Origin of the sequence: Curtobacterium sp. MCLR17_054 (assembly GCF_003234335.2) — a bacterium.
GTDB lineage: Bacteria > Actinomycetota > Actinomycetes > Actinomycetales > Microbacteriaceae > Curtobacterium > Curtobacterium flaccumfaciens.
Genome location: NZ_CP126263.1, coordinates 459668 through 479717 on the forward strand (window position 1 = coordinate 459668; position 20050 = coordinate 479717).

The 20050-nt window shown below is 71.0% G+C and carries 17 protein-coding genes; 10 read left to right on the top strand and 7 right to left on the bottom strand.

The annotated features are described in order from the left end of the window. The first annotated feature begins 41 nt into the window (after nt 1-41). Nucleotides 42-884 (top strand): formate/nitrite transporter family protein, encoded by an 843-nt coding sequence (locus DEJ08_RS02295; RefSeq protein ID WP_111053885.1) that lies wholly within the window; start codon nt 42-44, stop codon nt 882-884. A gap of 57 nt (nt 885-941) precedes the next feature. Here the strand turns inward: DEJ08_RS02295 and DEJ08_RS02300 are convergent, their stop codons facing one another. Next, nucleotides 942-2153 carry an MFS transporter gene (locus DEJ08_RS02300; protein WP_042538641.1) on the bottom strand — a complete coding sequence of 404 codons (1212 nt, stop codon included), beginning with the start codon at nt 2151-2153 and terminating at the stop codon, nt 942-944. 95 nt (nt 2154-2248) lie between these two features. On the opposite strand from DEJ08_RS02300, the gene DEJ08_RS02305 reads away from it, so the two are divergent. Continuing rightward, a complete protein-coding gene (locus DEJ08_RS02305) occupies nt 2249-2950 on the top strand; it encodes a GntR family transcriptional regulator (RefSeq protein ID WP_239001395.1) in 702 nt (233 codons plus the stop codon). A gap of 79 nt (nt 2951-3029) precedes the next feature. Here DEJ08_RS02305 and DEJ08_RS02310 read toward each other — a convergent pair whose 3' ends face one another. After that, on the bottom strand, nt 3030-3179 hold the full coding sequence (locus DEJ08_RS02310) for a hypothetical protein (protein ID WP_155896754.1): 150 nt from the start codon (nt 3177-3179) through the stop codon (nt 3030-3032). Nucleotides 3180-3407: 228 nt separating this feature from the next. Between DEJ08_RS02310 and DEJ08_RS02315 the strand changes: the two genes are divergently transcribed. The 7 genes from DEJ08_RS02315 to DEJ08_RS02345 all read left to right on the top strand — a co-directional run bounded on the left by DEJ08_RS02315 (nt 3408) and on the right by DEJ08_RS02345 (nt 12428). Continuing rightward, complete coding sequence (locus DEJ08_RS02315; protein ID WP_111029702.1) at nt 3408-4508, top strand: LacI family DNA-binding transcriptional regulator; 1101 nt, start codon at nt 3408-3410, stop codon at nt 4506-4508. A 290-nt stretch (nt 4509-4798) separates the two neighbouring features. Then, the gene (locus DEJ08_RS02320) at nt 4799-6559 is read left to right on the top strand and encodes an ABC transporter substrate-binding protein (RefSeq protein WP_258366988.1); all 1761 of its coding nucleotides are present in this window, start codon (nt 4799-4801) and stop codon (nt 6557-6559) included. Beyond that, the gene (locus DEJ08_RS02325) at nt 6556-7536 is read left to right on the top strand and encodes an ABC transporter permease (protein WP_017886395.1); all 981 of its coding nucleotides are present in this window, start codon (nt 6556-6558) and stop codon (nt 7534-7536) included. The genes DEJ08_RS02320 and DEJ08_RS02325 overlap by 4 nt, the downstream gene beginning before the upstream one ends. A 58-nt stretch (nt 7537-7594) precedes the next feature. After that, nucleotides 7595-8545 (top strand): ABC transporter permease, encoded by a 951-nt coding sequence (locus DEJ08_RS02330; protein ID WP_111053884.1) that lies wholly within the window; start codon nt 7595-7597, stop codon nt 8543-8545. Further along, on the top strand, nt 8542-10338 hold the full coding sequence (locus tag DEJ08_RS02335) for an ABC transporter ATP-binding protein (RefSeq protein WP_111053883.1): 1797 nt from the start codon (nt 8542-8544) through the stop codon (nt 10336-10338). The genes DEJ08_RS02330 and DEJ08_RS02335 overlap by 4 nt, the downstream gene beginning before the upstream one ends. Further along, nucleotides 10335-11207 carry an alpha/beta fold hydrolase gene (locus DEJ08_RS02340; RefSeq protein WP_111053882.1) on the top strand — a complete coding sequence of 291 codons (873 nt, stop codon included), beginning with the start codon at nt 10335-10337 and terminating at the stop codon, nt 11205-11207. Before DEJ08_RS02335 ends, DEJ08_RS02340 begins: the two co-directional genes overlap by 4 nt. Before the next feature lie 24 nt (nt 11208-11231). Further along, on the top strand, nt 11232-12428 hold the full coding sequence (locus DEJ08_RS02345) for a glycoside hydrolase family 1 protein (protein ID WP_111053881.1): 1197 nt from the start codon (nt 11232-11234) through the stop codon (nt 12426-12428). A 96-nt stretch (nt 12429-12524) separates the two neighbouring features. On the opposite strand, the gene DEJ08_RS02350 is transcribed toward DEJ08_RS02345, so the two are convergent. Together DEJ08_RS02350 and DEJ08_RS02355 are read right to left on the bottom strand one after the other, a co-directional pair. Beyond that, nucleotides 12525-13712, bottom strand: coding sequence for an ankyrin repeat domain-containing protein (locus DEJ08_RS02350; RefSeq protein ID WP_146248447.1), 1188 nt, complete (start codon nt 13710-13712; stop codon nt 12525-12527). A 9-nt stretch (nt 13713-13721) separates the two neighbouring features. Beyond that, the gene (locus DEJ08_RS02355; protein WP_181438923.1) at nt 13722-14789 is read right to left on the bottom strand and encodes an acyltransferase family protein; all 1068 of its coding nucleotides are present in this window, start codon (nt 14787-14789) and stop codon (nt 13722-13724) included. A 141-nt stretch (nt 14790-14930) separates the two neighbouring features. Here DEJ08_RS02355 and DEJ08_RS02360 point away from each other — a divergent pair, with 141 nt between their 5' ends. Beyond that, on the top strand, nt 14931-16583 hold the full coding sequence (locus tag DEJ08_RS02360; protein WP_181438922.1) for a GH39 family glycosyl hydrolase: 1653 nt from the start codon (nt 14931-14933) through the stop codon (nt 16581-16583). 48 nt (nt 16584-16631) lie between these two features. On the opposite strand, the gene DEJ08_RS02365 is transcribed toward DEJ08_RS02360, so the two are convergent. The 3 genes from DEJ08_RS02365 to DEJ08_RS02375 are packed head-to-tail and all read right to left on the bottom strand — an operon-like array spanning nt 16632 to nt 20031. Then, on the bottom strand, nt 16632-17549 hold the full coding sequence (locus tag DEJ08_RS02365; RefSeq protein ID WP_181438921.1) for a glycosyltransferase family 2 protein: 918 nt from the start codon (nt 17547-17549) through the stop codon (nt 16632-16634). Next, nucleotides 17546-18622: a polysaccharide pyruvyl transferase family protein gene (locus DEJ08_RS02370; protein WP_111053877.1), complete on the bottom strand. Its 1077-nt coding sequence runs from the start codon at nt 18620-18622 to the stop codon at nt 17546-17548. The genes DEJ08_RS02365 and DEJ08_RS02370 overlap by 4 nt, the downstream gene beginning before the upstream one ends. Then, nucleotides 18622-20031, bottom strand: coding sequence for a tyrosine-protein kinase domain-containing protein (locus DEJ08_RS02375; protein WP_111053876.1), 1410 nt, complete (start codon nt 20029-20031; stop codon nt 18622-18624). The genes DEJ08_RS02370 and DEJ08_RS02375 overlap by 1 nt, the downstream gene beginning before the upstream one ends. Nucleotides 20032-20050 lie beyond the last annotated feature (19 nt).

Sequence of the window (20050 nt, forward strand, 5' to 3'; positions counted from 1 at the left end):
TCCTGCGGGCCGCCACGACGGCCGCGTATAGCGTCCCGGCCATGACCGACGACCGCCGACGTGAGCTCGGCACCAGCGACGCACCCGTGGAGGACGAACTCGCGGAGTCCTTCGACGCGACCATCGAGGAGGGCGCGGAGCGGCTGCAACGGACGACCCGCGCCGTCCTCGTCACGGGGTTCTTCGGCGGCCTCGAGGTCGGTCTCGGCGTGATGGCGTACCTCGCGGTGCTCACCGAGACCGACAGCCACCTGCTCGCCGGGCTGGCCTTCGGCATCGGCTTCATCGCGCTGCACCTGGCGCACAGCGAACTCTTCACCGAGAACTTCCTGATGCCGGTCGCGGCCGTGGTCGCCCGCGAGGGGACCGTGCTGCAGCTCGTGCGACTGTGGGGCGGCACCCTCGTGGCGAACCTGGCCGGGGGATGGGTGTTCATGTGGCTCGTCGTCCAGGCGTTCCCGCAGTGGCACGCCACGCTCTCGGAGTCGGCGCACCACTACGTCGACGCACCGTTCGGACTGCAGAGCATCGTGCTGGCGGTCCTGGGCGGCAGCACCATCACCCTGATGACGCGGATGCAGCAGGGCACCGACTCGGACCCCGCGAAGCTCGTCGCCGCCGTCGCCGGAGGCTTCCTGCTCGCCGGGCTGCAGCTCTTCCACTCGATCCTCGACTCGCTGCTCGTCTTCGGGGCGATCCAGTCGGGCGCGGACATCACCTACGGGCAGTGGCTCGGCTGGTTCGGGTACACGCTGCTGTTCAACGTCCTCGGTGGGCTGGTGCTCGTGACGGCGCTGCGCCTGCTCCGGACGAAGGAGCTCATGCAGGACCGCCGCCGGGACTCCCAGGACGACCCCGAGCGCGCCGACCACGAACAGGGGTGACGGGCGCGACGGGCGGCGCAGGCTGACGGGGTCGTCCGCGGTCAGTCGCGCGAACGGTCAGTCGTGCGAACGGTCGCGTCGGGGCACCAGCGGGACCGCGAGCAGCGGGAGCACCGCCACGATGCCGAACGACGCCGCGAACCCGAGCGCACCGACCAGCGCCCCGATGCCCGGACCGACGGCGCTCGCCGCGATGAACTGCCCGGTGTTCTGCGCCCCGAGCGCCCGGCCGGACCAGAACGGCCCCGCCGCCTCGGCGACCGACGTGTACGCCAGCCCGTTGTCGGCGACCGTCACGCTCGTCGCGAGCACCAGGAACACCGCGGCCCCGGCCAGGTGCGTCGCGTCGACGACCGCGAGCACCGCCATCACCACCGCGGCGCTCACCGCGACGATGCGCAGGGGTCCGACGCGCGATCCGGCACGGTCGCTCCAGCCACCGACCAGGATCCGGCCGATCGCCCCGACGAACTGCGCGGCGCCGACGAGCAGCCCGGCCGCCGGTGTCGACCAGCCGAGGCCGACGAGCCAGACGAGCCCGTACGTCGACAGGGTGAACTGCGGTACCACGAGCAGGACCGACACCGCGTGCACCCGCCACAGGAAGCCGCTCGAGCGGTAGGGGTTCGCGGTCGCCGTCGTCGCCACCGTGGCCCGGGCAGGGCGTGGCGGGTCGGTGATCCCGATCGCGCAGCAGACGGCGAGCACCGCGCACAGCACGATCGGCAGGACCAGGGCCGCGCGGATCCCGGAGCCCTCGGCGAGCTGCGGCACCGTGACCGCCGCGAGCGTCACGCCGAGCGGCTGCGACATCTGCCGGATGCCCATCGCGAGCCCCCGGCGCTCCTTCGGGAACCACCCCACCACGACCCGACCGCTCGCGGCGTTCGTCGAGGCGCTCGTCATGCCGCCGGCCAGGAACGCCAACCCGAGCAGCACCGGGTCGCCCGCAGCGAGCCAGGCGCCGACCACCGCCAGCGTGGTGAGCACGAGTCCGCCGGCGATGACGACGCGCTCGCCGAACCGGTCGGTGATCGCACCCCAGGCGATGAGCGTCAGCACCATGCCGAAGGTCGGGGCGGCGGCGAGCAGCCCGGCGGCCGGCAGGGACGTGCCGCGGCTGAGCAGGTGGGGGATGAGGAGCGCCGGCGCGGACACGACGAGCGTCCCCGCCGCCTGGGCCGCAACCCCGAGGGCGAGCATCGTCCAGGCGCGGGCGGAGACCGGCGGCGTCGTGGTGGATCGCTGCGGGGCGTCGGTCGTGGGCATGCGTCTCGGCCGTTCGTCGTCGTTCCATCGCGGAACGGATTGGTATACCAGAACGGTATACCATTCCCGCCGTCACGCCGCTAGGCTTGTCCGCCGTGACCGACACGACCGACGCCGCGCCCGTGTCGCAGACGGCCCAGCTCTACGACAACCTGCGCGCGGCCATCCTGACCCTCGACATCGCACCGGGGGAGCGCATCTCGGAGCGGGGGCTCGAGGCACGGTTCCACGCCTCGCGCACGCCGGTCCGCGCCGCACTGTCGCGGCTCGAGCGCGAGGGACTCATCCTGCACGAGGGCCGCTCGTGGACGGTCACCCCGATCGACCTCGACGAGATCGCCTCGCTCGCCGAACTCCGCGGCATCCTCGAGCCCGCTGCCGTCCGGTTGGCCGTCCAGCGTGCCACTCCCGAGCAGCTGGCGGAGGTCCGCGGGCACCTCGACGCGCTCCAGCCCACCCCCGACCAGCAGGCCGGCATCCGCATGGGGTCGACGTTCCACCTCGACCTCGCCGCGCTCGGTGGCAACCGGTTCGTCACCGACGCCATCGCCGACGCCCTGACGCGGCTCGAGCGCACGCGCTGGATCGAGGTCCGCACGCCCGAGGCCCGCGACGCCGCGTGGGACGAGCACAGCGCCATCATCGACGCCGTGCGCGACGGCGACGCGGACCGCGCAGCGGACCTCGTGGCCGCGCACGTGGCCGGCACGAACGACCGGCTCCTCAGCTGGATCGCGCAGGAGCGCCGACGCCTGCGCGGGGCAGGCATGACGATCGTGGGCGCGACCGAGCGCTGAGTGCCCGCGGACGTGAGCGGTCTGCGGGCGCCTGCCCGGGCCTCCTGGCCGTGTCCGGGGGGAGGCCGGGCGCGAGCCGCTAGCGCAGGTCCGTCGTCTCCTGCGGTGCGTCGAGGTCGTCGAACGTGCGGATCGAATCCGTGCGTTCGAGCAGCGCGTCGCGCACCTCGGCCTCGTCGTGGCTCGCGCGGAGTGCGAGCTTGCTCCCGGAACGTGTCGACTGTGACATGTCGTGTCCTTCCCCTGTGTGTGGGCAACCTGATCGGTGCGGGCACGCGGCCCGCTGGTGCGCTTCCTCACGGGACGTACTGAGGTCGGAACAGTGTCGCGCGACCCCCGCTGTCCCGCAAGCGTTTCCGGCACCGTGTGGAGAACTCCCGGCACACGGCATGCCTAGGATGGTCCGGCCGCACAGCGCGAGGCGCGGCACCAGCGGACGTCGAAGGGGAGGCACGGGTTGGCCGACCAGCGCACCGCACCTCCCACGGTCTACGACGTCGCCTCTGCGGCCGGCGTCTCCATCGCCACGGTCTCGCGCGTGCTCCGCACGCCCGACGCCGTCCGCGAGGGCACCCGGGACCGCGTGCAGGCGGCGATCCGGAGCCTCGGCTACGTCCCGTCCGGCAACGCCCGTGCCCTCGCCGGCAAGCGCACCGGCGTCGTCGGACTGCTGCTGCCCGGGTTCGACGTGGTGCCCGACGAGCGGCCGGACCTGGTCACCGACGGCGGCGTCCGCGTGGTCGACGACCGGCGTCACGTGACGCAGCCGTTCTCGTCCAACCTGTACTTCGACGAGGTCCTGCGCGGTGCCGAGACCGAGGCCTGGCAGCGGGGGCTCGCGCTCATGGTCGCCGCCGGGCGGGGCTCGTCGCGCGACGTCATCGTGAACGACGTCGCCGGCCGGGTCGACGGGCTCGCCGTGCTGGCGCAGACCGTGCCCGACGACCTGCTCGAGCACGTCGCCCGCCGCATCCCCGTCGTGGTGCTCGCCGACGACCGGCGCTCACACGGGTTCGACTCGGTGAGCGTGGACAACGCCGCGGGCATGCGGACCCTGGCGTCGCACGTCATCGGGCGCCTGGGGATCCGGTCCCTCGCGTACGTCGCGGGGCCCATCGACTCGCCCGACGACATGGAGCGCTCGGCGGGGTTCCGCGCGGCGCTGGCCGACCACGGGGTGCCGGCCTCGGCGGTGCGCACCGTGCACGGCGACTTCGGGCGGGCCCGGGCGCGGGAGCTCGCGGTGTCGCTGCTGGAAGACGACGTCCCGCGCGCCGTGGTCTGCTCGAACGACCAGTCCGCGCTCGGGGTGCTCGACGCCGCCGCTGCCCGGGGGCTCCGCGTGCCCGAGGACCTCGTCGTGACCGGGTTCGACGGCATCGACGCCGGTCGGTTCTCGTCGCCGCGCCTGACGACGGTGCACCAGCCGATGGGGGCGCTCGGGCGTGCCGCCGTCCTGGCGATCGTGGACCGGCTGGAGCGCCGCGAGGGGCCGCCGCGCGCCGTGCGCCTGCCCGTCGAGGTGCTGCTGCGCGAGAGCTGCCCGCCCGCGCTGTAGCGTGCGTGCCGTCGCGAGGCCGCACCGTGCGGCGTTGCGCATCCCGTGCGACCTTCCGCGCCCCGTGCGAGCCCGTAGCAGTGCACAGAGCGGGCAACCTCGCACCAGTCGGCGCACCTCGCACCGTGCGCCGCCCTCCCTCAGGACCGCAACCTCGCACCAGTCGGCGCAGCTCGCACCGTGCGCCGCCCGACGCCGACGCCCCCACTCCACCGTGCCGCCCCGCGAAACAACACCCGCAGTTGCACGCCACGATGTAAGCGCATACATTGAGCACGTACCGAATCGACATGGAGGTCGACCGAGCAATGACGCTTCCCCCACAGCGCACGCGCGGCACGCGTGACCCAGGCCCCCGCCGCCGAGGCCGCCTCGTCGCGGCCATCGCCGGCCTCGCCGCAGTGGCCCTCGTGGCCACCGGCTGCAGCATCCAGGTCCGATCCGAACCCGATCCCACCATCGGCAAGGACACGATGCTCATCAACGCGGACCGCGGCAACCCGCTGTTCGACCGCAACTTCAACCCGTACATCGCGAACGCCCGCACGGCCTCCAAGTGGATGTACGAGCCCCTCATCGAGGTGAACCCCCTCGACGGCAAGCGCAACCCGTGGCTCGCCAGCGCGTGGAGCCAGCCCGACGCGAAGACGATCGACATGACGATCCGCTCGGGTGTCGAGTGGTCCGACGGGTCGCCGTTCAGCGCGAAGGACGTCGTCTTCACCTTCGACCTGCTCAAGAAGTTCCCCGCCATGGACGTCAAGGGCGCCTGGCAGCACATCAAGAGCATCGAGCAGGACGGTGACCACGTCGTCTTCCACCTCAAGAGCGAGGACGTCCCGAGCCTGACGATCATCGGGCAGACGTACATCCTCGGCGAGGACCACTGGGGCGGCGTGAAGGACCCGACGACCTGGCGCGACCCGAACCCGGTCGGCACCGGGCCGTTCGTCCTCGGCAACTACACCGACCAGCAGTACTCGATGAACAAGAACCCGAAGTACTGGCAGGCCGACAAGATCGCCATCAAGCACCTCATCCTGCCGGCGACGAACACGCAGCTCGACACCGTCACCCGCGGCTACGACTGGGCGTACTCGTTCATCTCCGACGTCAAGGGCACCTGGGGCGCCGCGTCGAAGACGAACGAGTGGTGGTTCCCGGCCGGCGGTGTGATCGGCCTCATCCCGAACCTCACGAAGGCGCCGTACAACGACGTCAACGTCCGCCGGGGCATCTCGCTCGCGCTGGACCGTGACGCCATCGCCGAGACCGCGTCCGAGGGCAACCTGTCGGCGGCGGGCCAGACCGGCCTGATCCTGCCGAACCAGGAGCGCTACCTCAACCCGGACATCCCCGACAAGGGCATGATCACGCAGGACACGAAGGCGGCGCTCGCCAGCCTCGAGAAGTCCGGCTACACCGTGCAGGGCGGCAAGGTCGTCAAGGACGGCAAGCAGCTCGCCATCACGATCATGACCGCGAACGGCTACTCCGACTGGCTCCGCGCCGCGCAGGAGGTCCGCCGCGAACTGACGGCCATCGGCATCAAGGTGACGATCCAGGCGCCGCAGCCCGCCGGGTACCAGCAGAACATCAACAACGGCACGTTCGACATGGCGATGGGCGGCATGGGCAACGGTGACGTCTACCAGGCGTTCAACTCCCTGCTCAGCAGCGAGTTCTACCAGCCCGTCGGCAAGTCGACGGTCAACAACTACGAGCGGTACAAGAACGCCGACACCCAGAAGCTCCTCGACGAGTACAAGGCGACGACGGACACCGCGAAGCAGCAGGAGATCCTCGACCAGCTGCAGCAGACCGTCTACGACGAGCTCCCCGTCATCGGCATGTACTACGGCGGGCTCTGGGGCCTGTTCAACACCGGCAAGTTCGTCGGCTGGCCGAGCGCGAAGGACCCGTACATGGCACCGCAGAACTACGACTCGGCACCGCTGCTCATCTTCACGAAGCTCCGTCTGCGCGACAGCGCCGCCGGCAAGCAGATCCTGCAGGAGCAGGACGCCGCGCAGCAGGAGGACCAGAAGTGAAGTACATCCTCCAGAAACTCGTCCTCTTCGTCCTGACCCTCTGGGCCGCGGTCACGCTGAACTTCGTGCTCCCGCGCCTGATGCCCGGCAGCCCGGCCGACGCCGCACTCGCGAAGCTCAGCCAGAACGGCCCGGTCACCGACGCCACCAAGAAGGCGATCGAGGCCCAGCTCGGGGTGCCGACCGGCAACCTCTGGGACCAGTACGTCAGCTACCTGCACCAGGTCATCACCCTCGACTTCGGCACGAGCTACACGTTCTACCCGCAGCCCGTCGGTGACCTCGTGTCGAAGGCCCTGCCCTACACGCTGATCCTCGTCGGGGTCGTCACGATCCTGGCGTTCGTCCTCGGCACCCTGATCGGTGTCGCGGCGGCGTGGAAGCGCGGCACCTGGCTCGACTCGCTGCCCACCCTGTCGGGCAGCTTCATGTCGACGTTCCCGTACTTCTGGACCGCTCTGCTGCTGCTGTTCTTCCTCGGCTACGTGCTGCACTGGTTCCCGACCACGGGCGCCTACTCGGCCACGACGACGCCGGGCCTGAACGGTGCCTTCTTCGGCGACGCACTGCAGCACGCAGTGCTGCCGGCGGTCACGATCCTGGTGACGAGCCTCGGCGGCTGGATCATCGGCATGCGCAACGCGATGATCAACACCCTCGGTGACGACTACGTGACCTTCGCCGAGGCCAACGGCCTGCGCGGACGCACCGTGGCCATCCGCTACGCGGCCCGCAACGCGATCCTGCCGAACCTGACCGGCTTCGGTCTGGCGCTCGGTGGTGTGGTCGGCGGTTCGGTCCTGGTCGAGCAGGTCTTCGGCTACCCGGGCATCGGCTACCTGCTGTTCAACGCCGTCATCGGGCAGGACTACCCGCTCATGCAGGCCCTCTTCCTGATGATCACCGTGTCGGTGCTCATCGCCAACTTCATCGTGGACGTCATGTACGGCGTCCTGGACCCGAGGACGCGTCGATGACCAACAACACCACGAAGGCGGCGTGCTGCGCCCACATCAAGCACCCGGGGGCACGTCGATGACCAACACCACCACCCCGGACGCCACAGTCGCAGTCCGCACGCAAGAAGAAGCAGCCCAGGCGCCGTCCAAGTGGCGCGCCGCCGCCCGCCAGTTCGGCGTCGTCTGGTCGAACAAGAAGGCCCGGATCGGCATCGTCATCCTCGGCGTCTTCGTGTTCGTCGCGATCTTCGCCCCGCTCCTGGCCCCGTACGGCGCCAGCCAGAACGGCTTCGCCCGGTCCGCCGACGCGACGCCCGACCACTGGATGGGCACCACCGCCGCCGGCGAGGACGTCCTGTCCCAGATCATCTACGGCGCACGGATCTCGGTCATGGTCGGCGCCGTCGCGGGCATCCTGTCCACGCTCGTCGCCGTCGCGATCGGCCTCAGCTGGGGCTACGTCCGCGGCTGGGTCGCCGAGGTCATCGGGTTCATCGTGAACCTGTTCCTCGTCATCCCGGGTCTGCCCCTGATGATCGTCATCGCCGCCTACCTGCAGAACGGCGGCATCGCGGTGATCATCGCGGTCATCGTCGTGACCGGTTGGGCGTGGGGCGCTCGCGTGCTCCGCTCGCAGACGCAGTCGCTGCGCGGCCGGGACTTCGTCACCGCCGCCCAGTTCTCCGGTGAGGGCGCGACCCGCATCGTGTTCCGCGAGATCCTGCCGAACATGACGAGCCTCATCGTCGGCAGCTTCTTCGGGGCCGCCACCAGCGCCATCCTCGCCGAGGCGGGCCTCGAGTTCCTCGGACTCGGCGACTCGTCGATCGTCAGCTGGGGCACGATCCTGTACTGGGCGCAGAACTCGAACGCGCTCCTCACCGGGCAGTGGATCCTGCTCTTCGCGCCGGGTCTCTGCATCGCGCTGCTCGCGATGAGCCTCACCCTGATCAACTTCGGCGTCGACGCCGTGTCCAACCCGCGGCTGCGCGACGGCGCACGGCCCCGTAAGGAGAAGCGCGCATGAGCGGCTTGCCAGAAACGCACCCGGCAGACGGCCTGGAGGCGCCCACCGGCGCCGCCACGGGCCTCCAGTCCGACGCCCGTCACGACCAGGGCGACGCCTCCGTCCTGCTCGACGTCCGCGACCTGTCGGTCGTCTACGAATCGGCCGGCCAGACGGCCGTCCAAGCCGTCGACCACGTGTCGTTCCAGCTGAAGAAGGGCGAGTTCGTCGGCCTGGTCGGCGAGTCCGGTTCCGGCAAGTCGACGCTCGGCTACGCGCTGACCCGGCTGCAGAAGCCGCCGGCGCGCACGAACGGCGGCAGCATCGTCTTCGCGGGCAAGGACATCCGCGACCTCGACGACGAAGCCCTGCGCCAGCAGCGGCAGGGCGGCTTCGCGATGGTGCTGCAGTCCGGCATGAACGCGCTCAACCCGGTGCGCACCATCCGGAACCACTTCATCGACGTCTTCAAGGCGCACGGCCACGTGTCGCGCGACCGCTGGGACGCCCGGATGAAGGAGCTCATCGAGAAGGTGAAGCTGCCGACGTCGATGCTCGCCCGGTTCCCCGGGGAGCTCTCCGGCGGCATGCGGCAGCGCGTCTCCATCGCCCTGGCACTCTCGCTCGAGCCGCAGCTCATGGTGTTCGACGAGCCGACGACGGCGCTCGACGTCCTCGTGCAGCACGCCGTGATGGACACGATCATCGAGCTGCAGCGCACCGAGGGCTTCACGGCGATCCTGATCAGCCACGACCTCGGCATCGTCCTCGAGGCCACCGAGCGCGTCCTCGTGATGCACGAGGGCCGGATCGTCGAGGACGGCGGCTCCCGCGAGATCCTCCGCGACCCGCAGGACGAGTACACGCAGATGCTCCTGTCGCACTACGCCGACCCCCGCGCCGAGGTGGTGTCGCTGCCGGGCTTCCCGGACCGCTCGCTCCGCGCCGAGGCCGGCGAGAAGCGGCAGGAGACGACCTCGTCGTTCAGCACCGTCGGGTCCCGCGAGCGCAGTGCCGCCCGCAACCCGATCGTCGTCGACCACATCGTGAAGACCTACCCGGCTCCCCGCCGCGGTGAGCAGCCGGTGCAGGCCGTGCGCGACGTGTCGTTCACCCTCGAGCCCGGGCAGTCGCTCGCCCTGGTCGGCCAGTCCGGTTCGGGCAAGTCGACCATCGCGAAGCTGCTCACCGGCGTCGAGAAGCCGACCACCGGCACGGTCCGGTTCGGGGACCTCGACGTCGCCCGCCTCGGCAAGCGCGGCCTGCGGGACCTCCGCTCCGAGGTCCAGATGGTGTTCCAGGACCCGTACTCGGCGCTCAACCCGCTGCACACGGTCGAGTACACGCTGTCCCGGCCGATCGCGAACTACACCGGGCTGACCGGCCGCGATGCCCGGCGCCGGGTGCTCGAGCTGCTCGAGACGGTGGGGCTCACCCCCGTCGAGCAGTTCGCACAGAAGCTCCCGCACCAGCTCTCCGGCGGGCAGCGGCAGCGCGTGGTCATCGCCCGGGCGCTCGCGAGCGACCCGCAGGTGATCATCGCCGACGAGCCGGTGTCGATGCTCGACGTGACGCTGCGTGCCGGTGTGCTCGCACTGCTCGAGGACCTCCGCGAGCAGTGGGGCGTCTCGCTCCTCTACATCACGCACGACCTGCTGAGTGCGCGGCTCATCACGGACGACATCATGGTGCTCCACGAGGGCGCCGTGGTCGAGCGGGGTCACACCGCCCAGGTGCTGCAGGACCCGCAGGACCCGTACACGATCGCGCTCCTCGACGCTGTTCCCAACCCGCGGAGGACCCTGCGCGCATGACGAACCTGCACGACTTCCCGACGGTCCCGCCGTTCGGACACCTGCCCACCCCGGACGGCGTCGACGTCGTCGGGATCGACGTCCCGGTCGGGCGGCTCACGGCCTACCGGATCGTGCCCGAGGGGGTGTCGAAGGGCACCGTGCTGATCGTCCCCGGCTACACCGGCTCGAAGGAGGACTGGCGGACCTTCCTGCCCGTCCTCCGCGACGCCGGGTGGACCGCGGTCGCGATCAGCCGGCGCGGTCAGGCCGACTCGGCAGCACCGACCGAACCCCGTGACTACTCCCTCGACGAAGAAGCCGCCGATGTCGTGCGGGTCGCGCGCCTGCTCGACGACGGCGCCCCCGTGCACCTGGTCGGGCACTCGCTCGGCGGGGTGATCGTCCGGGCCGCCGCGCTCCAGGACCCGACGGCGTTCCGCGACGTCGTGCAGTTCTGCTCCGGGCCGCACGGGTGGCCGTACCGCAAGGTCGCCGAGCTGACGATCCTGCACGACACCGGCGGGAACCTCCGGCAGCTGTTCGACTCGACGAACCCGCTCTGGGCGTACCGGCCCGACGAGGAGCTGCCCGACGACGTCCGGATGGTGCGCGACCGCTTCGACGCGACGAGCCCGCTCAGCGTCGTCGCCGGTGGCCACATCCTCGAGGACCACACCGACGCCTCCGACGCCCTGCGCGCCACCGGCCTGCCGGTCCTCGTCGCCCACGGCGAGTGGGACAACGCCTGGCCGATCCCGTGGCAGCGGGCGATGGCCGAGCAGACCGGCGCCGAGTACGTCGTCATCCCCGCGAGCTACCACGGCCCCCAGATCGAGAACCCGCTCGGGACGGTCGCCGTCTTCGACGCATTCCTGAGCCAGCACTGACTCGAACAAGCACTGAAAGGCACCATCATCTCCACGCTGCAGTTCCCCGACGGCTTCCTCTGGGGTGCCGCCACCGCCGCCCACCAGATCGAGGGCAACAACGTCAACAGCAACTGGTGGGTGCACGAGCACGAGCCGGACACCACCATCGTCGAGCCCTCGGGTGACGCGGCGGACAGCTACCACCGGTACCGCGAGGACATCCGCATCGCGGCCGAGCTCGGGCTGAACTCCTACCGGTTCAGCATCGAGTGGGCCCGCATCGAGCCCGAGCGCGGGTTCGTCAGCCGTGCCGAGGTCGACCACTACCGCCGCATGGTCGATGCCTGCCACGAGTTCGGCATCGAGCCGATCGTCACCCTCATGCACTTCACCGTGCCGCGCTGGTTCGAACGCGACGGCTTCTGGCGGGCACCCGACGCCGCCGACCTGTTCGCCCGCTACACCGAGGCCGCGCTCCCCGTGGTGCAGGACGGTGTCCGCTACGTCTGCACGATCAACGAGCCGAACATCGCGGCGATGCTCGCCGGCGGCGAGGACGCCTCGAACCTGGTGGCCTTCGGCCTGCCGAACCCGGACCTGGGCGTCGCCGACGCCCTGCTGGCCAGCCACAAGCGGTCGCGCGAGGTCCTGTCACAGGTGTCGGGCCTCCAGTCGGGGTGGACGATCGCGACCCAGGCCTTCAAGTCGTCCGGCGAGCCCGGGGCGGACGCCATGCTCCGCGAGTACGGGTACCCGCGCGACGACTGGTACCTCGAGCAGGCCGCCGGCGACGACTTCCTGGGCGTGCAGGCCTACACCCGCACGTTCATCGGTCCGGACGGGCCCCTGCCCGTGACGGACGACGTCGAGACCACCCTGACCGGCTGGGAGTTCTACCCCGAGGCCTCGGCCGACGGGCTCCGCAGCGCGTGGGAGCTCTCCGGCGGCGTCCCGCTGATGATCACCGAGAACGGCATCGCCACCGCTGACGACTCCCGCCGGCAGGCCTACACGCAGGGCGCCCTCGAGGGCATCCACCGCTGCATCGAGGACGGCATCGAGGTCCTGGGCTACCAGCACTGGTCGCTCCTGGACAACTACGAGTGGGCCTCCGGCTTCCGCCCGACGTTCGGGTTGGTCGCGTGGGACCGCGAGACCTTCGAGCGCACGCCGAAGGACTCCGCCCGCTGGTACGGGCGGGTCGCGCAGGCGAACGCCCTCGAGTCGGTCACCGTCTAGGACGGTCGATCCCGCAGGCGCGCGGCGGACGGGAGGCCCTGCTCCCGTCCGCCGTGCTTCCGCGCGCCCGGCACGTGGCCGGGGCACGGGCCGCGATCAGGCCGCGGCGAGCAGGTCGGCAACGGCCGTCTCGCGGAGCAGCTCCGCGCGGTCCGAAGCGGTCGATCCCTCGTCGTCGGCGGCGTCCCGGTCGACGTCGAGCGACAGCACGACGCGGACCGTGTCGAGGTCGCCGGAATCGACGGCCGCGATCAGCAGCGTCGCGCCCCGTGACCCGCGCGCCCTGGTGTCCGCACCCGCGGTGGCGAGGGCACGCACGATCGCGGCGTGCCCGCCCCACGCAGCGCGGACGATCGGGGTGTTGCCGTCGCCGTCACGGGCCTCCAGGTCGGCGCCCGCTGCGACCAGCACGTCGACCGCCCGTCGTGCGTCGCGGTCGATCGCCAGCGTCAGCGGCGTCCGCCCCTCGGTGTCCTCCAGCTGCAGGGTCGCGCCGCGGCGCAGGAGTTCCTCGAGCATCTCGGGGTGGTCGAACCACGCGGCGGCGTGCAGCGGGGCGAAGCCCCAGCGGGGATCGACGTCGTCGACGTCGCTCGCGTCGTCGGCCAGGTGCAGTCCGCCGAGGTCGCCGTAGGCCGCTGCCCGCACCACCTCGGTCGTCCACTCGACCCAGCCGTCCGGCACCGGGCCGTGCCAGCCGCGTGCCGGGCGCGCCTCGAGGTCGGCGTACACGCTCTCAGCGACGCTCCGGATCGCCACCCGGACGCCCCGGAACCGGATCGCGACCTCGCCGACGGGGGAGATCAGCAGACGGAGCTCCCAGGCGTCGTGCTCGTTCAGGTACTCGAGCTCGCCCCGGGCGACGTGGGCGTCACCGGCGAGCAGTGCTGCGGCGTCGACACCCGGCGGGTCGATGACGGCGTCCCGGAGCCGGAGCGACACCCTGGCGTGGTTCCAGCGGCGCCACAGGCCGCTCGGGGTGTCGAGGACCTCGTCGTTGCGCACCACGATGTCGGCGTGCACGACGACCGGGTCGGGCACACCGTGGCCCGGCAGGTCGACGGGGGTCGTCACGTCGTCCTCGTCGGCGTCCGGGTCGACGACGGCGTCGGCGGACTCCACGACCCAGCGTTCGATCCTCGAGTCGGTCCACTTGACCGTCAGGAGCGCGGCGACCGTGGGCGGGGCGTCCTCGAGCAACCGGGTCACGTGTTCGCGCTGGCCGTCGAAGTCCTCGAGGGAGACGTAGCCAACGGAGGGCCAGTTCACTCGACTCCATCGCACGGGACGACACTACCCGGCGGGTAGCCGGTGCCTCGCGGTGCGCGGGGTCCGTGGTGGTGTGGTCCGTCGCCGCTGGAGCCGCCGGATCACCGGACGGTCGACCGCGAACCACACCGCTACCGAGGCGACCACGGCGGCGACCGGTGCGGCGATGCCCGCGACGATCGGCGCTGCGGGGCCGGCGACGACAGCGGCGACCACGGCCACCGTCGCCGGTGCGACGATCGGGTGCGTCAGGTACAACGCGTACGAGGCATCGCCCAACGTCCGCCCGACGGTGCCGGTGCACCGCCGGAGGAGCGGCTCACCCGCCACCGTCGTCGCCAGCGCCACGCCCGCGAGCGGCAACAGCAGCAGGCTCGGCACGGACGCGCCCGCGACGGTGCCCACCACGAGCCAGATCGCGGTGATCGCCGCGGTCCGGAGCAGGGCCACCCGGGTGCGGCGGTCGAGGGCCCACCGGCCGATCACCATGCCGACCAGGAAGCACAGGACGATGCGGTTCGCGTGGAACTGCCAGACCGGCCACCCGTCCGGCCCTCGGAACGCCGAGGCGACCGCGAGTCCGACGAAGACGACGGACGCCAGCCGGAGGGGGTCGATGCGAGTGGCGAGCGCGATCGTGACGACCACGTAGAACAGCAGCTCGAACGACAGCGTCCAGGTGACGGTGTAGAACGGCTCGACCACGCCGTTCGGGCCGCGGCCGGGCAGGAACACGTAGGACAACGCGATGTACGTCGGTGACGTGGCCGCGCGTTCCAGGGCCTGCGGGGCCACCAGCAGTGTGCCGAGCTTGATCGTCATCACCGCCCACGCGAGCGGCAGGATGCGGACCAGCCGACGGGAGATGAACTCGCGCCAGGTCGGCCTCGGGGTCCGCTGTGTCACCAGCACCGCGACGAACCCGCTGATCGCGAAGAAGACCGTCACCCCGACCTGGCCGACGGGGATGTCGACCAGGGGTGTGCCGAGACGGGCGTGCAGGTACGTCGGCAGGTGCGAGAACACGACGAGGAGCGCGGCGACGAACCGCAGCACCTGGACGCCGGTGAAGGTCGGTCGTTCGGCTGGCATCGAGCAACTGTGGGCGGGAACGATCGCCGTCCGCCAACAGTTCGCATGTTGTGTATCGCCCAGGATCGAGTCGATCGCATAGCGGGTGCCGTGCATTTGGATCGCTCGCCAGCACCTGCCCGTGCTGCCCATGATGGCCGGATGGAACACGTCGGGCCATCCGTTGGCCGCCCCGCTCCCCGTCCTCCGTCCACACGCCGCCGTGGCCTCACCGCCGCTGCCGTCACGGGCGTCGTGCTCGCGGCGATCCTGTCCGAGCACGCCCAGCCCCAGTCCGCACGCGGTACCACGCCGACGGCCACGACGACGCCGACGCTCCGACCCATCGGTGGGAGCGGTCTCTTCGGGCCCGACGAGCAGCCCGGGTTCACGGTCGCCGGTGTCGAGCGAGCGGCAGACGTCACCTGGCGGATCAACGACACCACGGGAACGATCGTCGACTCGGGGAGTGGCCGGGCCGGCACCCGATCGGTCGAGGTGCACCCCACGAGCGCTCTCCCGTCCGGCACGTACCGATTGACCGTGCAGACGCCGGGGTCGACGTCCGCGTCGACCCGGTTCGTGCGCACCATCGCCGGTCCGGTCGGCTCCGACCCGTACTTCGGTCTCGGCGTCAACCCCGTGGCGAGCGCGCTGCCGTCACTCGCCGCACTCGGTGCCGGCAGCTACCGACAGGACCTGCAGTGGAGCGCGGTCGAGAAGGTCGCCGGCCGGTTCGACTTCACGGCGACGGACGCCCGCATCGACCCGGTCGTGCGTGACATGGGTGTCAGCCCACTCTTCGTCCTCGACTACGGCAACGTCGCGTACACGAACGACCCGATGGCACCACCGGACGTCTCCAAACCCGCCCAGGCCGCCGCCTGGAAGCGCTACGTCAAGGAGACCGTGTCCCACATGCGGGACCGGCACCCGGACACCGATCTGTCCTACGAGGTCTGGAACGAGTGGACGAACAACCACGGTTCGCTGCCCGCGACGCCCGCCGCCTACATCGAGCTCGCACGGGTCACCGCACAGGTCATCCGTGCGACCGACCCGGCGGCGACGATCGTCGGGCCGACCCAGAACTCGGTGTCCGACGACGAGCGCGCCTGGATCGGCGAGTGGTTCCGCCTCGGCGGCGCTGACCACGTGGACGCGGTCAGCGTCCACCCCTACAACAACCCGTGGGGCCCCGAGCTCTGCGTCCCGACCAACCCGTGCATCGAGGACGCGCTCGCGTGGCTCCGGACGACGGCCGACCGGTACCCGCGCCCTGACGGCAGCGCCTTGCCGATCTGGATCACCGAGGTCGGGTGGCCGACGCAGTTCGCCGGACCGGGGTGGGTCCGACCGGAAGACCAGACCGCGTACATCCTGCGCACCTACGCCATCGCCGCGCAGTACGGCGTCGAGCGGCTGTTCCTGTTCGAGATGGCCGAGCCCGCCCTGGCGAACGGCACCGCACGGACGTTCGGACTGATCGGCAACGCCGACGGCGGCTCCGAGCCGAAGACCTCCGCCGCGGCCTGGGCGACCATGCAGCGGGTCCTCGCCGGCAAGCGGTACGTGGCGGAGCACCGGATCGGTCCGGTCCGCCACATGCGGTTCACCTCGCCGGACGGCAAGCACCACGCCCGTGTCGTCTGGCAGTCGGAGGCGCAGCACCTGTCGACGCCCGTGCGCGTCTCACTTCGCGGAACAGGGCGGATCGTCGAACCCACCGGGTCCGAGAAGACCGTGCGGGGCACCGCCGGGAAGCTCGACATGTCCGCGAAGTGGATCCCGCGGTTCGTCGTCTGGGACGAGTGACTCCGAGCGGCCCCGCGGTGCACCTGGTGCGCTGCGGGGCCGCTCGTGTCACCCGTGCAGCGGCGTCGTGGTCCGGTCGAACGCGTGGTGCGCGCCGTGGTCGTCCGCGCCGTGCCACCCCTGCCACCGGCCACGGAGCTGTGCCTGTTGGAACCGGGTCGCATCGTGGTCCCGCTTGACCCGTGCCACGAGGACGGCCGCCATCGACCGGGTGACCCAGTAGGCCGCCTGGCCGCGGAGCCGGTGCTTCCGGAGCACTCGGCCGAACCCCCGGTTGTACCGCAGCACCTTGGCCAGGGTCTCGTCCGTCATACCGTCGTGCCGGAAGTCGCCGTGCCGCACGGTCACGTCCGGCATGTAGGCGATGTGGGCACCGCGACGGAGTGCACGGATGACGAGGTCGTTCTCCTCGCCGGAGCCGAACGGCGTCGCCGAACCGGTCCCGAGGGCGACGTCGAAGAGTCCGTGCCTCTCGAGCAGGTCGCGTCGCAGGAAGATGCCTGCAGCGACGATCGTCCGGGGAACCCGCCAGCTCGTGACCCGGCATGCCCGTCGGCGCCAGCGGAGCATCGTGCCACTGTCGTCACTCGCACGGCAGGGGATGGCTGCTCCGTCGAGGTTCCGGTCGTCCATCCGCTCGGACAGGAGTTCGAGGACACCGTCGTCGAACCAGCAGTCGTCGTCGGGGAACGCCACGATGTCCCCACGGATCGTGGCGAGCCCGCGGTTCCGGCCGCGGCTGACCCCACGGACGACGGGCTCGTGCACGTGTTCTGCGTGACCGGCGTCGATCAGGTCCCGGAGGAGCGGCAGCGCGTCGGGCGTCGGACGCTGCTCGACCACGGTCACGAAGACCGGCAGTCGTGTTCGGCGGATCGAGTCGAGGCACCGCTCGATGTGTTCCGGCGAGCGGATCGTCGAGATGACCAAGTGGAACCGGTGGTCGGACCCTGCGACGGCGTTCACACCGACACCGTGTTCATCGTCAGCAGGTCCGTCGTCGAGCGCGTCCCCGACTTCCAGCCGAGCAGCTCGCCCCTGATCCGCTGCAATCGGTCCTGCAGTTCGCGGACCCGGTCGGCGATGCCCGAACGCTCCTGTTCTGCCGCGCGCATGGCGTCGACCAGGTCGTCCGCCGAGTGGCCCACCGTGACGGGGGCGGCACGGCCGGTGACGCTCGACCAGAAGTCGTCGCACTTCGAGGCGTAGGACAGCGGGACCGTCGCGATGCCGAGCGACACCGCGGCGACCGCGCCGTGCAGCCGTTCCGACACCACGAGGTCGCAGCTGCCGATCGCGGCCATCGTGGCCGCGACGTCCGTGTAGGCGTGGACGACCGACGACGTCGTCAGGCGGTCCGAGAGCCGGCGTGCGGCGTCCTGGTCGGCTGCCGACAGGGCGAACGCGACCACCTCGGTGGCACCGAGGTCGCGTGCGTGTTCGTCGACGGCCGCGGCGACGGTGTCGATGTCGAAGCGGGAGTGGGGATCGGACCCGAGGCTCACGCCGATCCGCGGAGCAGCTCGAGCGGGGCGGGGCACGTGCTGAACGAGCGGGTAGAGCAGCGCCGGGTCACCGCTGATGTCGACGGGCATCAGGTGTGCGGAGACCTCGTCCTGGGTGAGGGGACCGCGAACGCCGGCGATGTGCAGCCGCTCGAGCGTGCGCCAGGCCTCCCAGCGTTGTTGCTGCCGCGCCAGGGAGTACGTGTCCGATGCCGACGCGGCACCGAGGCCCACACCGATCAGTCCGTCCGCGCCGAAGTTGCGGATCGCCAGCCGTGCGTGCTCTGCCCACGACGCGAACCCGACGGACGTCCCACCGCCGAGCAGGACGACCCGTTCCGCGCCGAGGGTGCGGAGCCGGTCGAGCCCGAATCGTGGCGCCGAGCGGAGGTAGTCGCGTGCGTTGAGCGGCGCCTGGACCGTGAGGGGGTCGTCGAGTGCAGCGCGCCAGGTCTCGTACAGCAGGTCGTCGCCGAAGTTGGCGTTGCCCTGCCACCCGAGGTAGACGAGTGAACGGCGTGCGGGCGGCTTCATCAGTGGTCCTCCGGGGTGCGGCGAGCTCGCGACGATCGACGAGGGCTCTCGCTGACCGGCGCCGACGGCTCGTAGTTGTAGTAGGTCTTCGCGCGGCGCTGCACCGGCAGGCGGTTCACGACGAGGCCGAGCAGGCGGGCGCCGACCTGGGTCACGGTCCGTTCTGCAGCGGTGAAGTCGGCGCGTCTGGTCCGCCCGTCCACGCTCACCACGAGCAGGACACCGCTGCAGATCGTGCCCAGCACAGCGGGGTCGGTGACCGGGAGCATCGGAGGGGCGTCGACGATCACGTACTCGAAGCGGGACTCGAGTTCGCGGACCAGTTCGACCATGCGGCTCGAACTCAGGAGTTCACTCGGGTTCGGGGGAACGCGCCCCGCTGCGAGGACGTGGAGGGGCGTGTCCGCGCCGACCTGTTGGACGGCGTCGTCGAGGGCGACCTGCCGGGTGAGCACGGTGGAGAGTCCGACGCGGCTCTCGATGCCCAGGTAGGTGCCGGTGGTCGGTCGTCGGAGGTCGGCATCGACGAGGACGACGCGCGACCCGTTCTGGGCGAGCATGAGCGCGAGGTTCACGGCGGTGGATGACTTCCCCTCGCCCGGCGTCGCGCTGGTCACGACGATGCTCTGCGCGTCCCCGTCGAGGTTCGTGTAGGTCAGGTGGGTCCGGAGCTGGCGGAACGCCTCGGCTCGCGTGCTGTAGCGGTTGCCGAACGAGACGAGTGGTTCCTTCACGACCGAGTCGTCGAGTGCGAACTCACCCAGCACGCTCGCCTGGGTCAGCCGGCGCAGTGCCTCGAACGAGCGGAGGCGGGTGTCGAGGACCTCGCGGAGGACGGCTTGGGCGATGCCGAGGGCGAGGCCGGCGAGCACACCGATCGCGATGTTGACGGCCAGGCGGGGCGAGAACGGTGTGCTCGGAGCGGTCGCGGGCTGGAAGACGCTGAGGTGCACGAGGCCGGTGGTGGCGGCCCCCTCGTTCTCGACCTGTTCGACCACTTTCACCAGCTGAGCCGTGACGGCGTTCGCGATGGCGGCGGCCTGCGACGGAGATCCGTCGGTGGCGCTGATCGAGATGAGCACGGTGTCGCGCTTCGACTCCGCCGTCACCACCCGCGAGAGGCCGCCACCACCCGGCAGACCGAGCTGCTTCGCGGCCTGTCCGAGCACCTGGGGTGTGACCGCGAGCGCCTCGTAGGACTTGACGCGCGCGGCCGAGAAGGTGTTGGCCTGGCTGAGGTCGGTGACCGAGTCCCCGCCTGCCACGGACACGAACACCTCGCTCGTCGCACGGTACTGCGGCGCCTGGACCGCGGAGAAGGCCGCCGCGAGTCCGGTCGCGAGCAGCAGCACCGCAGCGATGGAGATCCAGCGGTGCCGGAGCACGTCGATGAACTGCGCGAGTGTCATCCGAGCCTTTCCTTCGGGT

Excerpts from the sequence above, each read along its gene's own strand:
- DEJ08_RS02320 (WP_258366988.1), top strand. The coding sequence starts at position 4,799 with ATGGAGGTCGACCGAGCAATGACGCTTCCCCCACAGCGCACGCGCGGC.
- DEJ08_RS02355 (WP_181438923.1), bottom strand. The coding sequence starts at position 14,789 with ATGCCAGCCGAACGACCGACCTTCACCGGCGTCCAGGTGCTGCGGTTC.
- DEJ08_RS02295 (WP_111053885.1), top strand. The coding sequence starts at position 42 with ATGACCGACGACCGCCGACGTGAGCTCGGCACCAGCGACGCACCCGTG.
- DEJ08_RS02335 (WP_111053883.1), top strand. The coding sequence starts at position 8,542 with ATGAGCGGCTTGCCAGAAACGCACCCGGCAGACGGCCTGGAGGCGCCC.
- DEJ08_RS02310 (WP_155896754.1), bottom strand. The coding sequence starts at position 3,179 with ATGTCACAGTCGACACGTTCCGGGAGCAAGCTCGCACTCCGCGCGAGC.
- DEJ08_RS02340 (WP_111053882.1), top strand. The coding sequence starts at position 10,335 with ATGACGAACCTGCACGACTTCCCGACGGTCCCGCCGTTCGGACACCTG.
- DEJ08_RS02300 (WP_042538641.1), bottom strand. The coding sequence starts at position 2,153 with ATGCCCACGACCGACGCCCCGCAGCGATCCACCACGACGCCGCCGGTC.
- DEJ08_RS02360 (WP_181438922.1), top strand. The coding sequence starts at position 14,931 with ATGGAACACGTCGGGCCATCCGTTGGCCGCCCCGCTCCCCGTCCTCCG.
- DEJ08_RS02330 (WP_111053884.1), top strand. The coding sequence starts at position 7,595 with ATGACCAACACCACCACCCCGGACGCCACAGTCGCAGTCCGCACGCAA.
- DEJ08_RS02375 (WP_111053876.1), bottom strand. The coding sequence starts at position 20,031 with ATGACACTCGCGCAGTTCATCGACGTGCTCCGGCACCGCTGGATCTCC.
- DEJ08_RS02370 (WP_111053877.1), bottom strand. The coding sequence starts at position 18,622 with ATGAAGCCGCCCGCACGCCGTTCACTCGTCTACCTCGGGTGGCAGGGC.